Source organism: Pandoraea terrigena (assembly GCF_902459705.1).
GTDB classification, from domain to species: Bacteria; Pseudomonadota; Gammaproteobacteria; order Burkholderiales; family Burkholderiaceae; genus Pandoraea; species Pandoraea terrigena.
On record NZ_CABPRU010000004.1, the window covers coordinates 65,093 to 79,757 of the forward strand.

The 14,665-nt window shown below is 63.2% G+C and carries 11 protein-coding genes and 4 tRNA genes; 5 read left to right on the forward strand and 10 right to left on the reverse strand.

Annotation, left to right across the window (positions count from 1 at the left end; genetic code table 11):
* The first annotated feature begins 28 nt into the window (after window positions 1-28).
* The 4 genes from PTE31013_RS10430 (at window position 29) to PTE31013_RS10445 (ending at window position 4,737) form a co-directional block, all read left to right on the forward strand.
* A complete protein-coding gene (locus PTE31013_RS10430; protein WP_150612753.1) occupies window positions 29-880 on the forward strand; it encodes a M90 family metallopeptidase in 852 nt (283 codons plus the stop codon).
* Between the two features lie 185 nt (window positions 881-1,065).
* Entirely contained in the window at window positions 1,066-1,332 is a 267-nt protein-coding gene (locus PTE31013_RS10435) for a type B 50S ribosomal protein L31 (protein WP_150612754.1), read from the forward strand.
* Window positions 1,333-1,626: 294 nt separating this feature from the next.
* A complete protein-coding gene (locus PTE31013_RS10440) occupies window positions 1,627-3,357 on the forward strand; it encodes an ArnT family glycosyltransferase (protein WP_150612755.1) in 1,731 nt (576 codons plus the stop codon).
* A gap of 30 nt (window positions 3,358-3,387) precedes the next feature.
* Window positions 3,388-4,737, forward strand: a complete 1,350-nt coding sequence (locus tag PTE31013_RS10445) for an MATE family efflux transporter (RefSeq protein WP_150612756.1) — start codon at window positions 3,388-3,390, stop codon at window positions 4,735-4,737.
* 253 nt (window positions 4,738-4,990) lie between these two features.
* Here the strand turns inward: PTE31013_RS10445 and PTE31013_RS10450 are convergent.
* The 7 genes from PTE31013_RS10450 to PTE31013_RS10480 all read right to left on the reverse strand — a co-directional run bounded on the left by PTE31013_RS10450 (window position 4,991) and on the right by PTE31013_RS10480 (window position 10,184).
* Window positions 4,991-5,067, reverse strand: a tRNA-Asp gene (locus PTE31013_RS10450).
* Between the two features lie 100 nt (window positions 5,068-5,167).
* Window positions 5,168-5,244 (reverse strand) — tRNA-Asp (locus PTE31013_RS10455).
* Window positions 5,245-5,342: 98 nt separating this feature from the next.
* Window positions 5,343-5,418: transfer RNA gene (locus tag PTE31013_RS10460), tRNA-Glu, on the reverse strand.
* Window positions 5,419-5,580: 162 nt separating this feature from the next.
* Window positions 5,581-5,656 (reverse strand) — tRNA-Ala (locus PTE31013_RS10465).
* Between the two features lie 183 nt (window positions 5,657-5,839).
* Window positions 5,840-7,996 carry a polyribonucleotide nucleotidyltransferase gene (gene pnp / locus PTE31013_RS10470; RefSeq protein WP_150612757.1) on the reverse strand — a complete coding sequence of 719 codons (2,157 nt, stop codon included), beginning with the start codon at window positions 7,994-7,996 and terminating at the stop codon, window positions 5,840-5,842.
* 341 nt (window positions 7,997-8,337) lie between these two features.
* Window positions 8,338-8,607 carry a 30S ribosomal protein S15 gene (gene rpsO / locus PTE31013_RS10475; RefSeq protein ID WP_017233294.1) on the reverse strand — a complete coding sequence of 90 codons (270 nt, stop codon included), beginning with the start codon at window positions 8,605-8,607 and terminating at the stop codon, window positions 8,338-8,340.
* A 302-nt stretch (window positions 8,608-8,909) separates the two neighbouring features.
* A complete protein-coding gene (locus PTE31013_RS10480) occupies window positions 8,910-10,184 on the reverse strand; it encodes a branched-chain amino acid ABC transporter substrate-binding protein (RefSeq protein WP_150612758.1) in 1,275 nt (424 codons plus the stop codon).
* Window positions 10,185-10,383: 199 nt separating this feature from the next.
* Between PTE31013_RS10480 and PTE31013_RS10485 the strand changes: the two genes are divergently transcribed.
* Entirely contained in the window at window positions 10,384-10,917 is a 534-nt protein-coding gene (locus PTE31013_RS10485) for a hypothetical protein (RefSeq protein ID WP_425495558.1), read from the forward strand.
* A 108-nt stretch (window positions 10,918-11,025) separates the two neighbouring features.
* Here the strand turns inward: PTE31013_RS10485 and PTE31013_RS10490 are convergent, their stop codons facing one another.
* The 3 genes from PTE31013_RS10490 to PTE31013_RS10500 all read right to left on the reverse strand — a co-directional run bounded on the left by PTE31013_RS10490 (window position 11,026) and on the right by PTE31013_RS10500 (window position 14,545).
* Window positions 11,026-12,570 carry a 2-isopropylmalate synthase gene (locus tag PTE31013_RS10490; RefSeq protein WP_150612759.1) on the reverse strand — a complete coding sequence of 515 codons (1,545 nt, stop codon included), beginning with the start codon at window positions 12,568-12,570 and terminating at the stop codon, window positions 11,026-11,028.
* Window positions 12,571-12,992: 422 nt separating this feature from the next.
* Window positions 12,993-13,472: a peptidoglycan-binding protein LysM gene (lysM, locus tag PTE31013_RS10495; protein WP_150612760.1), complete on the reverse strand. Its 480-nt coding sequence runs from the start codon at window positions 13,470-13,472 to the stop codon at window positions 12,993-12,995.
* A gap of 194 nt (window positions 13,473-13,666) precedes the next feature.
* Window positions 13,667-14,545 carry a CDP-alcohol phosphatidyltransferase family protein gene (locus PTE31013_RS10500; protein ID WP_150612761.1) on the reverse strand — a complete coding sequence of 293 codons (879 nt, stop codon included), beginning with the start codon at window positions 14,543-14,545 and terminating at the stop codon, window positions 13,667-13,669.
* Between the last annotated feature and the right edge of the window lie 120 nt (window positions 14,546-14,665).

A 14,665-nucleotide genomic window follows, 5' to 3' on the forward strand; every position in this document is an offset into this window, starting at 1 on the left:
CCGCTGCGCCAAACTGGCTTCGCTCGTCATGTTCAAAACCCTGCTCACCCGCCTCCGGCGCGCGCACACACGCCCCACGATCGATGACGCCGTCTGGGACGAGGTCGTGGGTGCCTTGCCGTTCCTGGCACGCCGTAGCACGGCCGACCTGGACAAGCTCCGCGCCCTCGCGACCGACTTTCTGGGCAGCAAACGCTTCTCGACGGCGCACGACCTGCCATTGACCGACGCGATGTGTGTCTCGGTCGCCGCGCAAGCCTGCCTGCCGATTCTCAACCTGCCGAGCGCGCTGTATCGCGGGTGGACGGGCATCGTGCTGTACCCCGGCGAGTTCCTGATTCGCAAAACCGTGCAGGACGAAGCCGGCGTGGTACACGACATTGCGCAGGAGGCGAGTGGCGAAGCCTGGGAGGGCGGCCCTGTCGTCCTGTCCTGGCAAGACGTGCAAGCGAGCGACGTGCTGGCGTACAACGTAGTGATTCACGAGTTCGTGCACAAGATCGACATGGAAGGCGGCGAGGCCGACGGCGTACCGCCGATGCTGCGGCGCCTGCATGGCGAGCTCACGCCCGAGGCCTGGTGCGATGTGTTCGACCCCGCGTACGAGGCGTTCTGCCACGACGTGTCCGACGTTCCCGATACCCATTGGGACGCGTTTGCCACGTCGTCACTGCTCGATCCGTACGCCGCCGAGCACGAGTCGGAGTTCTTTGCGGTCTGCGCCGAAGCGTTCTTTGTGGCCCCCGATGCCTTCCGCGACGCCTATCCGGCCCTGTACACGCTGTTTTCCCGCTATTTCCTGCAGGATCCGGCCGCGACCGCGGGCACCCGCGACGGCATGCCCAACACGGCGGTGCCCGCGCCCGTCGCAAGCCCGTGAAAACTTTGCGAAAGTCATTGTTTTCATGGCATAATGCGCGTTTTACTCACCCGGAAAGTGGTTGACGTCCCTCCCGCCGCATGACGGCGATGGCGTTAGCGGGCCAACGGGGTGCCTCCCTGGACAATGTCCCGGGCGAACATCCTCCCGCGCAGACTGGCTACCGACTTAACCCAAGGTACATCATGAAAGAAGGCATTCACCCCGAATACCGCGAAGTCCTGTTCCGCGACATGACGCCCGGCGTCGACTTCGAATTCATCACCCGCTCGACGATCCACACCAAGGAAACGGCCGAGAAGGATGGCAAGACCTACCCGCTCGTGAAGGTCGAAACGTCGTCGGCTTCGCACAACTTCTACACCGGCGAACAGCGCATCATGGACACGGCTGGCCGCGTCGACAAGTTCCGCCAGAAGTTCGGCAACCGTGCCGGCGGCAAGATCGCCTAAGTATTACCGGCGACGCGCCACACAACGCGATGCAGGGCCCGACGGACACCGGCGGGCCAGCACCTCGGGGGCAAACCCCGGCGTTGGAGAAAGCATTGGAAAGGGGCAGCTCAGGCTGCCCTTTTTTCTTGGGTCTGGCCTGCGTCTTCGCGCCGGTTACTGTCATACTGTCGGTTTTTCCGATTCCCCCGAGTTTTTCCTTGGCGTCACCCCGAGTTTCACCTTCGAGTCCGTTCCGACTCGCCCCCTGAGTCTTCCCCATCCGGCCACCGCGCCGGTCCTGTCGTCCGGCCTATGAAACGAGTTCGCATCACCGCCTCCGCCACCAGCGCGCTACCACGTTCGCTGCTGATCGCCATTTGTGTCATCTATGTGCTGGCGGGGTTGTTCGGTCGCGATCCGTGGAAGAACGAAGACGCCGCGGGTTTCGGCGTCATGTGGACGATGGCACATGGTCAGTTGTCCGACTGGCTGCTGCCGAACATCGCCGGCAAGCCCATCTACGACACCGGCCCACTCGTCTCGTGGCTCGGCGCGCTCGCCATCCGCACCTTCTCGTGGCTCGACGCGCCCGACGCCGCGCGCATCGTCACCGGCCTTTGCTTCTACGCCACCTGCACGTTCATCTGGTACGGCACCTACCTGCTCGGCCGCCGCCCCGAAGTGCAACCGTTCAAATACGCTTTTGGCGGTGAGCCCGAACCGCGCGACTACGGCCGCACGCTCGCCGACGGCGCGCTGCTGATCTTGCTGGCCTGCTTCGGGCTGGCCGAACGCGGACACGAAACCACCTCCACCGTCGGACAGCTCACGCTCATCTCGATGGCGATCTACGGCCTCGTGCGCAGCCTCGACAAGCCACGCCAGGGCGCCGTCTGGTTCGGCCTCGCCCTTGGCTGCATGGCGCTCGCGTCCTCACCGTTGATGACGCTCTCGCTGTGGTTCGCGGGCATGGCCGCTGCCGTGGTCTGCCGCGCCATGCCCTTGCGTATGTTGCTGCTGGTCTCCACCCCCGTGACGCTGCTCGTTGCCTGCACGTGGCCGCTCGCGGCGCTCAAGTTTGCCGGCGGCGCGCGCCAATGGCTCGGCGAGTGGGCGGACATCGGCGTGGACGCCTTCAGTGGCCCGACGCTCGCCTCGTTGAGCTATATCGCCAAGAACCTGGCGCTGTTCGCCTGGCCGGCATGGCCACTCGCCGCGTGGTCGCTCTATTCGTGGCGCGGCATGCGACGCGCACCGCACATCGCGATTGCGCTCGCCTTCGCCATCGCGATTCTCGTGCTGATCGTGCTGCAGGCCCATCAGGGCAATCAGCTCTTCATGCTGGCGTTGCCGGCGCTGTCGATCATCGCGGCTTTCGGCCTGCCCACGCTCAAGCGCGGCACGGTCAACGCGATCGACTGGTTTGCCGTCCTGTCGTTTACCGTGCTTGCGGGCTTCGTCTGGATCGTCTGGCTGGCCGGCATCACTGGATTCCCCGCATCAACGGCGCGTAATCTGCGACGCCTGGTCCCGGGCTTCGCGCCCGAATTCAGTTGGGTCACGCTGATCAGCGCCCTGATCGTCACGGGCGCCTGGGTCGCGCTGGTGGCTTGGCGCGTGTCGCGCAGCCCGAAGGTATTGTGGCGCAGCGTGGTCCTGTCGTCCGGTGGCACGACGCTCATGTGGGTGCTGCTCATGACACTGTGGTTACCCGTCGTGAACTATGGCAGAACCTATCGCGACGTGGCGGCGCAGATCGCCGCCCATTTGCCGGCCGATTACACCTGCATCCGCACGGCCCGCGTCGGCGACGCACAGCTCGCCTCGTTCGCCTACTTCGGCAAGATGCGCTTCGGCACGGCCAACGAGGATTGCGACGTGCTGCTGCGCCAGGACTCGCAGGACTACAGCGAACCGTTGTCGCTGGCACCCTATGAATGGCGCCAGCTCTGGGAAGGCCGCCGTGCGGCTGACCGCGACGAGCGCTTCCGCCTCTATGTCTTGCAGGAGCGTCCGTGGCGTCGTGGGGCGCGTCCGCGCTAACCGCCTCCACCGCGTCCATTGCGCAACGCCATGTGGCACGACGTCAAACGCATTGCCGGGCTGGCCTGGCCGGTACTCATCGGTCAGTTGGCTGTCATCGCCTTCGGCGTGATGGATACGGCAATGGTCGGGCGCGCCTCCGCGTTCGATCTCGCATCGCTTGCGCTTGGCGGGTCGATCTACATCACCGTGTATGTCGGCCTGATGGGCGTGCTCGTGGCGCTCTCCCCGATCGCCGCGCAACGCTTCGGGGCGGGTGAGCGCGAGAGCATCGGCGAGGAGGTGCGCCAGGCGTTCTGGCTCGCCGGGTTCCTCGCCGTGCCGGGCGTCCTGCTGCTGTCGCATCCGCAGTTCATTCTGCGCCTCTCGGAAGCCACCCCCGAACTCGAAGCGCGTGCGAGCGCCTATCTCCGGATTCTTGCGTTCGGCCTGCCTGCCGCACTGCTCTTCCGCGTGTACTCCTCGCTATCGACCGCCGTGGCGCAGCCGCGCATCGTCATGGCCATCCAGGTGACCGGACTGACCTTGAAAGTCCCACTGAATCTGGCCCTGATCTACGGCATCGAGCGACTGGGCATTCCGTCACTCGGCAGCACCGGCTGCGCCATCGCCACGACCGTCATCAACTGGGTGTCATGTGCGCTCGGGCTCGCGCTGATGGCCCGTCACGCGAAGCTACGCGATTTCGCTATCTTCTCGCGATTCTGCTGGCCGCACTGGCAGGCGATTCGCACGTTGCTCAAGCTCGGCGTGCCGATGGGACTGAGCTACCTGATCGAAGTGACGGCATATTCGTTCATGGCGATCTTCATTGCACGCCTGGGCGACGTGACGCTCGCCGGTCACCAGATTGCCGCGAACCTCGGTGCGCTCATGTACATGCTGCCGATGTCGATTGCGATTGCGACGGCAACGCTCACTGCGCAGGCCATCGGGTCGCGAGACTTCCAATTGGCGCGCCGGATCGGACGCCGTGGCGTCGAGTTCGCCGGCTTGCTCGGCGTGTTGCTGGCGACCATCATGGGACTCTGCCGGCCGTGGATCCTGGCGGCCTATACGTCGGATCCGCTGGTTGCGGCCGTCGCAACCCCGTTGCTCGCCATCGTCGCGTGCTATCACGTCTTCGACGCCTTGCAGGTGAGCGCCGTCTTCGTGCTGCGCGCATGGAAAGTGGCCGTGGTGCCGACCGTGATCTATGCGGTATCGCTCTGGGGTGTTGGTCTTGGCGGCGGTTACGTGCTGGGCTTCGACGTCGACGGGCTGTCGCCGGCGTGGCTGCATGGCGCCGCGGGCTTCTGGTTCGCCAACAGCGCAAGCCTGGCGGTCGCCGCTTTCGGCTTGCTGCTCTATCTGCGCTGGATCGTGCGCGTCAAAGCCTGATTCCACGCACCGCCAGCGGCATCAGGACGTCACCACGATTCGATCGCTCGGCGCGTTCTGTCATCGCCTTTCATCAATGCGTGTGATTTGCATATATTCGTGAAACTGCGCGAAAATTCCGCACACGTATTGACGGCGGTATTTCTGGGGGAAAAGTAGGATCGAAACGCCCCGAAAGCCCCGTTGCAGGGCCTGAAAATGTGAGCGTCGAAGGATAAAAAAAGCCCAGGCATCAGCCTGGGCTTTCTTCGTTTGGCGGAGCGGACGGGGCTCGAACCCGCGACCCCCGGCGTGACAGGCCGGTATTCTAACCAACTGAACTACCGCTCCAAACTTGCTGCAGCATCGTGATATGACTCACTTTGCTTTCCTGCCAGATCATTCGACATCGCGGCGTCTTAACGCGCAGATGACCGAACTTCGTAGGTTTTGGCGGAGCGGACGGGGCTCGAACCCGCGACCCCCGGCGTGACAGGCCGGTATTCTAACCAACTGAACTACCGCTCCAAAACCGACAAAAAAACCCGCCTGACTTTCAGCGGGCTTTACGCCACCAACTGCTTGGCATATTTAAACTGATACCGACTCGCTACCGGCACCAATTCTGGCGTCCCCTAGGGGATTCGAACCCCTGTACTCACCGTGAAAGGGTGATGTCCTAGGCCTCTAGACGAAGGGGACAAAATCGTCACAATCTTGTCTGTTTCGCTTTACTGCATTTCGCGAAGAACGCCATTCTAAACAACATTCCTTCGCTTGTGAAGCTTTATTTTCAAGTTTTTGCATCGTTTTCGCAAGAATCTTGCTCGATCGATGCGCCTGAGAATCTAGCGTCGGAATCCGTGGTGGAGGTAAGCGGGATCGAACCGCTGACCTCTTGCATGCCATGCAAGCGCTCTCCCAGCTGAGCTATACCCCCCGAACAGAGAAATGAGATTTTAAAGACAAACCCATTTCCTGTAAATACCCTTCTCGCATTTTTTCCGCATCATTTTGCCGATCCGTGCGATCGATAAGAAAACGGCGACGCCAAGGCGTCGCCGTTTTCCCTGGCACGGCAACGCGCGAATGCGCGTCGCCAAGCCTCATGCGGACACCGAAATTACTGGGCGTCGCCTTCGCGCTTGACCAGCGCCGGGCTACCCTGCTTTTCCTCGTCGGTGAGCGCCTTGTGCGACAGACGCAGACGTCCCTTGTCGTCCTGCTGGATCACCTTCACGCGCACCGTCTGGCCTTCCTTGAGGTACTCGTTGATGTCCTTGATACGCTCGTTGGCGATCTCGGAGATGTGCAGCAGACCATCCTTGCCCGGCAGCACCGACACGATCGCACCGAACTCGAGCAGCTTCAGCACCGTACCGTCGTAGACCTGGCCCACCTCGACTTCCACGGTGATCAGCTCGATGCGGCGCTTCGCTTCAGCGATGCCTTCAGCGCTCGGGCTGGCAATCGTCACCACGCCATCGTCCGAGATGTCGATGCTCGTGCCGGTTTCCTCGGTCAGGGCACGGATCACCGAACCGCCCTTGCCGATCACGTCACGGATCTTTTCCGGGTTGATCTTGATGGTGACCATACGCGGCGCGAATTCCGACAGCTCCGTACGCACGCCCGACTGCGCTTGCGCCATCTTGTCGAGGATGTGCAGGCGGCCTTCCTTGGCTTGCGCCAGGGCGACCTGCATGATTTCCTTCGTGATGCCCTGGATCTTGATGTCCATCTGCAGGGCGGTCACGCCGTTCGACGTGCCTGCGACCTTGAAGTCCATATCGCCCAGGTGATCCTCGTCGCCGAGAATATCGGTCAGCACGGCAAACTTGTTGCCGTCAAGGATCAGGCCCATGGCGATACCAGCGACCGGTGCGGTCAGCGGCACACCGGCGTCCAGCATGGCGAGGCTACCGCCGCACACCGACGCCATCGACGACGAACCGTTCGATTCGGTGATTTCCGACACCACACGCACGGTGTAACCAAAATCGTCCGCACCCGGCAGGCAAGCCACCAGGGCACGCTTGGCCAGACGGCCATGACCGATTTCACGACGCTTGGGCGAACCCACGCGGCCCGTTTCGCCCGTCGAGAACGGCGGGAAGTTGTAGTGCAGCATGAAGCGATCACGGTACTCGCCTTGCAGCGCGTCGATGATCTGCTCGTCGCTCTTGGTACCCAGCGTCGCCACCACGAGCGCTTGCGTTTCGCCACGCGTGAACAGCGCCGAACCGTGGGCACGCGGCAGCACGCCGGTGCGGATCGAGATCGGGCGCACGGTGCGCGTGTCGCGGCCGTCGATACGCGGCTCCCCAGCCAGAATCTGGCTACGCACGATCTTGGCTTCCAGATCGAACAGGATGTTGCCGACTTCGATGCTGTCCGGTGCGGCTTCGCCCTTGGCGAGCGCAGCCTCGCCCAGCTTGGCGATGACGTCGCTGGTCACGGCACGCAGTTGTTGCGTACGGGCCTGCTTCTCGCGCGTCTGGTAAGCGGCGCGCAGCGAGGCATCCGCCAGTTCGGTCACGCGTGCGATCAATGCGTCGTTCTTGGCGGCCGGGGCCCAATCCCACTCGGCCTTGCCGGCGTCGCGCACGAGGTCGTGAATGGCGTTGATCGCCGTTTGCATCTGCTCGTGACCGAACACCACGGCACCCAGCATCACGTCTTCCGGCAGCTCTTTCGCTTCCGATTCCACCATCAGCACGGCTTGTTCCGTGCCGGCGACGACCAGGTCGAGCTTCGACTTGGCGATCTGCTCACGCGACGGGTTCAGCACGTACTGACCGTCGACGTAGGCCACGCGAGCGGCGCCCACCGGGCCGTTGAACGGCAGACCCGAGATGGACAGCGCGGCGGAAGCGCCGATCAGGGCCGGGATATCGGCCGGCACTTCCGGGTTCAGCGAGACGACCTGCACGACGATCTGGACTTCGTTGTAGAAGCCTTCCGGGAAGAGCGGGCGGATCGGACGGTCGATCAGGCGCGACGTCAGCGTTTCGTTTTCCGACGGACGGCCTTCACGCTTGAAGAAGCCACCCGGGATCTTGCCGGCGGCGTAAGTCTTTTCAAGATAGTCGACGGTCAGCGGGAAGAAATCCTGGCCCGATTTGGCGCTCTTCGCACCCACCACCGTGGCGAGCACGACGGTATCGTCCATGTCGACCAGCACTGCGCCGGATGCCTGGCGAGCAATCTCACCGGTCTCCATGCGAACCGTGTTTTGTCCCCATTGGAAAGACTTGACGACTTTATTGAACATTTGCACTCCTATATCGAATCGCGCGAATGCAGCAGCGGCGCGACATCGCTGCCGGGGTGATCCCGACGCCTCGCAGGGGGGAGTGTTATGCCATTCCAGCGTTGCCCGGCGCGTTGGCACGGCGGCAAGCGCATCGCCTGGGCGACGCTGGAATGACACAAGCCCTGCTTATCGACGAGGCCCCGTAAAGCGGGAACCGCAGGAACTGCGGGAACCGGGCGAACCCCGCCCAACGGCGGGGTTGGCAACCTGCCGGACATCCTCGGGGACATCCGACAGGCAGCGCCCAAAAACAAAATGCCTGCATCAGCACGCTGATACAGGCATCTCGTCGTAATCGTAATCGCTTACTTACGCAGGCCCAGCTTCTCGATCAGGGCACGGTAACGATCTGCGTCCTTGCCCTTGAGGTAATCGAGCAGCTTGCGGCGACGGCTCACCATGCGCAGCAGACCGCGGCGGCTGTGGTGATCCTTCATGTGCGCCTTGAAGTGCGGCGTCAGTTCGTTGATGCGCGTGGTGAGCAGCGCAACTTGCACTTCGGGGGAGCCGGTATCGTTGGCGGCGCGGGCGAATTGCGCCACGACGTCCGACTTCTTGGTCATTGCGGTAGTCATTTGCTTTCCTTTGGAGACATGCGGTCACGGAAGAATGGCCGTGCCGTGAACTTACAAAAACATGCGCGGCATCGCCGCACATAAACAAAACTGCAAGTGCGCGATTATACGGGAGTTGCCCCCCGGGCGCCACACTTTCCTCGCCAGGACGCCTCAGACGGGGCCGATCGAAGCGTTCGAGCGTCGAAAATCGGCCGTCCCGCCCAACAATTCGTGAAATCTCCGTAAATTGTCCGGAAAATCACGACAAATCGACCGCCCATCCCGCTCACGCCTTCCTCCCCTCTCGCGGCCCCGGCCGGTCACCGCTGGCGGGCCATCCGGCAAGTACTCGGCAACGCCACCTTGCTGGCGGGCAGCGCGATCACCGTCTTGAACCCGAAGCCCGACCCTTCGTTGTCGAACTTCACGCCCGGCTCGCCCGCGCGGCGCATCACGGAAACGTACAAAGGCTCGATCATCTGATGGTCGTTCGGACGCATCCACGCATCGACTGGCGCCTCGCGAATCCGGCGGTTCTGGAGCGCCCGTGCCACCGTCGTGACGTCAGTGGTACCTGCCTGCTCGAGCGCCGCGGCGATCATGTCGATCATCACGCTCATGCGCAGTAGCGGATAGTCGTCGCGTGCCTCTGGATAGCGGGCGCGGAAGGACTTGTAGAACGCATCCGACGCCTCGCCGCCCACGTTGGGGTGCCACTCGGCCACGGCATAGACGCGGCCGACGCCCGCCTCGCCCAGCGCCGCCGGCGTGCCAAGGGCGTTGCCATAGAACGTGTAGAACTTGAGTTCCATCCCCTGTTCGCGCGCGGCCTTGACGAGCAGGGTCAGGTCGTTGCCCCAACTCCCCGTCACCACGGTGTCGGCGCCTGCCGCGCGAATGCGCGCGAGATAGGGCGTGAAGTCCTTCACACGTCCCACTGGGCTGAACTGCTCGCCCACGATCTGCACGTCCGGGCGTTTCGCACCGATCATCTGACGGGCGAGCCCGGCGACCTGCCGGCCGAAGCTGTAGTCCTGGTTCAGCAGGTAGACCTTCTGGATGCCCGGGTCTTGCTTGATGGCTTCGGTCAACGCTTGCATGCGCATGGCGGCATTGGCGTCGAACGCAAAATGCCAGAAACTGCACTGCTCGTTGGTGAGCGCCGTGTCGACGGCCGAGTAATTGAAGAACAGCATGCGCTGCCCGGGCTCGCGCGCATTACGTTTGTTGATCGCATCGATCAGCGCCGACGCCACGGCCGAACTGTTGCCCTGCAGGACGAACGGAATGCCCAGATCGCCAGCGGCCTTGAGTTGCACCAGGCTGTCTTCGACGCCGCCCTTGCTATCGAATACCGTCAGCTCGAACGGATGGGCACCGTCGCGCAACTTCACCCCGCCGCGCGCATTCACACGCTCGATCGCGAAGCGCAAATTGCGCTCGACCATGGCCCCGGCATTGCCGAACGGGCCGCTCATCCCCTCGATGAGCGCGAGCCGGATCGGCGGCGCCGCGTGGGCAAGGCAGGTTGCAGCCAGCAGGCCAGCCGCACACAGAACCGCGCTCAGGCGCGCCAGCAAGACATGAACTTTCATCGAAGCCCCAAAGACTGTGTCGGCGCGAATCATAACGTCCCCGCCGCCCCCCCGGCAAGCCGACGCCCCCGGGGCGCTTCATGCGGCAGTATGCTATCGGCATGCCGCCCTGCGGCCGTCTTCCTCTGATGCGAGGCCATCCATGACTGATTCGACCCGGGCACGCGTGGGCATCGCCCCCCCGAGCGCCTCCACCACAATGCGCCCCTCCCCCAGCGTCTTACGCCCTGTCGCGGCGAAACGCTGGCTCTTGAGCGGCGCACTCGCCCTATTGCTGAGCGCCTGCTACACGCCGGCGTGGCAGACATTTCCCGCCAACGCCTCGCAGGCCGAGGTACAGGCGCGGCTGGGCAAACCGAGGGAAATCTATCCACTCGCCCCGGGGGTGACCCGCTGGCTCTATCCGACCAAGCCGTTCGGTGAAGAGACGATCGCCGCCGACTTCGACGCACAAGGCCGCCTGTTGAGCACCGCGCAAGTCCTCTCGACGCCGGAGTTCAACAAGGTCGAGATCGACAAGTGGACGAAAAACGACGTGCTGCATCACTTCGGCGAGCCCGTCGAAACGTCGTACTTTCCGCTCATGAAGCGCGAGGTCTGGTCCTATCGCTTCAAGCAGGACGACGTCTGGTACTCGATGATGAACTTCTACTTCGACACGAACGGCATCGTCAAAACCACCCAGATCAGCCCCGATCCGCTGCACGAGAAGTTCGATCACGACCTGTTCTGATCGTACGCCAGGCGCCACCGACGGCAAAACGCCCGCATGCCGGATATCCGGCATGCGGGCGTTTTGTGCGCGATACGTCGGTCGTCAACGGCGCCAGTGCGCGCTCGATTACGGCGTCAGTTGCGGGTTGAGCTTCTCGGCCTTCGAATACAGCTTGTTGAGCGCCGACAGATACGCCTTGGCCGACGCCGCGACGATATCCGGATCCGTGCCCACACCGTTCACGATGCGCCCGCCCTTGGACAGACGCACGGTCACCTCGCCCTGCGATTGCGTACCGGTCGTGATGGCGTTGACCGAATACAGCAATTGCTCGGCACCACTTTGCACCTGCGATTCGATGGCATTGAGCACCGCGTCGACCGGGCCGTTGCCGTCGGCCTCTCCCACCCGTTCCGTGCCCTGCGCCGTGAACACCACGCGGGCGCTCGGGCGTTCGCCCGTCTCGGAGTGCTGCGCCATCGACACGAGGTAGAAATGCTCGCCACCTTCGGCCTGGGCTTCATTCGAGACGATCGCCAGAATATCCTCGTCGAAGATTTCGGACTTCTGGTCGGCCAGCTCCTTGAAGCGGGCGAACGCGGCATTCACGTCCTGCTCAGACGCCATCTCGATGCCCAGCTCATGCAAACGCTGCTTGAAGGCGTTGCGACCCGAGAGCTTACCGAGCACGATCTTGTTGGCGGACCAGCCCACATCTTCCGCGCGCATGATCTCGTAGGTGTCGCGCGCCTTGAGCACGCCGTCCTGGTGGATGCCGGAAGCATGGGCGAACGCGTTCGCGCCCACCACAGCCTTGTTCGGCTGGACGCTGAAACCGGTGATCTGCGAGACGAGCTTCGAGGCCGGCACGATCTGCGTCGTATCGATGCCGAGTTCCAGGCCGAAGTAATCCTTGCGGGTCTTGATCGCCATCACGACTTCTTCGAGCGCGGTATTGCCTGCGCGCTCGCCCAGACCATTGATCGTGCACTCGATCTGACGCGCGCCGCCCAACTGCACGCCCGCGAGCGAATTGGCCACGGCCATGCCCAGGTCGTTGTGGCAGTGCACCGACCAGACCGCCTTGTCCGAATTCGGCACGCGCTCGCGCAGCGTGCGCACGAGTTGACCATAGAGTTCCGGCACGCCGTAACCGACGGTATCGGCCACATTGATCGTCGTCGCGCCTTCGTTGATGACGGTTTCCAGCACACGGCAAAGGAAATCCAGCTCAGAGCGGCTGCCGTCTTCCGGCGAAAATTCGATATTGTCCGTGAACTGACGCGCATACCGCACCGCGAGCTTCGCCTGCTCGAGCACCTGATCCGGGCTCATGCGCAGCTTCTTCTCCATGTGCAGCGGCGAGGTGGCAATGAACGTGTGGATACGCGACGAGTTCGCGCCCTTGAGCGCCTCGGCGGCGCGGGCGATATCCCGGTCGTTGGCACGGGCAAGCGAGCAGACCGTGCTGTCCTTGATGATGCCGGCGATGGCGTGGATGGCCTCGAAGTCGCCGTTCGAGCTGGCGGCAAAACCGGCTTCGATGACGTCCACGCGCAGACGCTCCAACTGACGGGCAATGCGAATCTTCTCGTCACGCGTCATCGACGCCCCGGGCGACTGTTCTCCATCGCGCAAAGTCGTATCGAAAATGATCAGCTTGTCGGCCATGATTTTCTCCTGTGGGGATCTTGTAGGGTTCGGTTTGTTCTTGATGTTCGGGGGCGGCGCATCGGCACACCGACACCCCCCTCGCCGCCTGCGGCACCGCGCTCATGCAGCAGGCAACGCGCGCGCAGATCGTCGGACGGGCGGGCAACTACCGGGAGGGAATCAGCGCGCGACGCGCGCAGGCATGGCCGGCCCGCAGACGGGGAAACGGCATAGCGTTGGCGGTGCGAGAGGAAGGCCCGAAGCCGGGGTGGCGCCTGAAATCATGAGCGCCAATATAGTCTCAATCGGGTGAATTCGCAACGCGCGGCGCAGGCTGCAAGCGGCATGCAGACGGGCGTGCCCGCGCGCAGGGCTGCGCTGGACGCCCAAACAAACAGCCCGGCACGAAGCCGGGCTGGACATCTTGCGACAAGGGCCGATCAGGCCACCGGAATACGCAGCACCTGGCCTGGATAGATCCGGTCCGGGCTGGAGAGCATCGGCTTGTTGGCCTCGAAGATCACGTTGTACCGATTGGCGTCGCCGTAGACCTTTTTCGAGATCGCCGACAGGGTGTCGCCCTTCTCGACGGTGTGAAACGTCGCCTCGGTCGACGCCGTCGACACCGACATCCTGTCGTCCACCTTCTCGACACCCTTCACATTGCCGCAGCACAGCAGGATCTTTTCCTTGGTCGCCTGATCCGGGGCCACGCCGAAGACCGAGACCGTGCGCGACGCGCCGTCGAACGTTACGGTCAGGCCGGTCGCGTCCAGGCGCTGCGTCTTGATGTAAGCCTCGATGGCGTCGGCCGCGTTGCGGTTGGCGACGTCCGCGTCGGGCCCGGGTGCCGCGGCCGCTTGTGCCTGGCTGCCCAACAGCGCTTCGCCGGCCTCTTTCACAAAGTCCAGAATGCCCATGCTTGCTCCTTCGTTACGTCGAACAATGGAAACGGCACCGGGTCGGGTCAGCATTGCCGCGGCCCGCCCAGGCCAGGGGGAGACTTGCGAGACCACATTCGCAAGACGACAACATCGCCACAACGGATCATCGGGCAAGCCTGACGGTCAGATGTGACAAGGGGCGTACCGAGACACCCCTTGTTTCATCACCGTTATTCGTCGACTTCACCGAAGATGCGCTGCCTGCGGCCCTTCAGGAAACGGAACCCCCACAGCACGTAGCCGGAGATGCTGTACAGGCAGAACATGCCGAAGAGCACCAGGGGCGGGTCGGACGACACCAGAATGAAGCCGACCATGAACAACAGCACCACGCCGAACGACACCCGCTGGCGCACATCGAGCGCCTTGCCGCTATAGAAAGGCGCATTCGAGACCATCGACATCCCGGCGTAGATCGTCAGGCCAAACGCCACCCAGGGCATCCAGAAAACGTTCACCGGCAACTTGTTGTCGATCGTGATCCAAACGAACCCGGCAATGAGCGCCGCTGCTGCGGGGCTTGCCAGCCCCTGGAAGAAGCGCTTGTCGACCACGCCGATGTTCGTGTTGAAGCGTGCCAGCCGCAAGGCCGCGCCAGCCACATAGACGAACGCCGCGAGCCAGCCCCACTTGCCGATCTCATGGAGAATCCATTCATACATCACCAGCGCCGGCGCCACGCCGAACGAGGTCATGTCCGAGAGCGAATCGTACTGCTCGCCGAATGCGCTCTGCGTGTTGGTCATGCGCGCCACGCGCCCGTCCATGCCATCGAGCACCATGGCGAAGAAGATCGCGATGGCGGCCTGCTCGAAACGATCGTTCATGGCCTGCACGATCGCGAAGAAGCCGCAGAACAGCGCGGCCGTCGTAAAGGCGTTCGGCAACAGGTAGATGCCGCGATTGCGCGGGCGCACCGGCAGATCGTCCTCCACACCCTGGTCGTGGTCTTCGTTCATCAATGGCTCTACGGATGGATGGTTGTGACGGTTGAACGCCGAGAGATGACTGACGTTGTTGCGCAAGCGGCCACGATGGTTTTCCGGCATCTGTACCTCCTTGTCGATGCTATGACGGCGGGCGAACCCGCGACGGATCACCGCTATTGGAACGCGAGAAGCGAAAGCAGTTGCAGGCCACGACACGATGACGCACGACAAGCGTCGCGC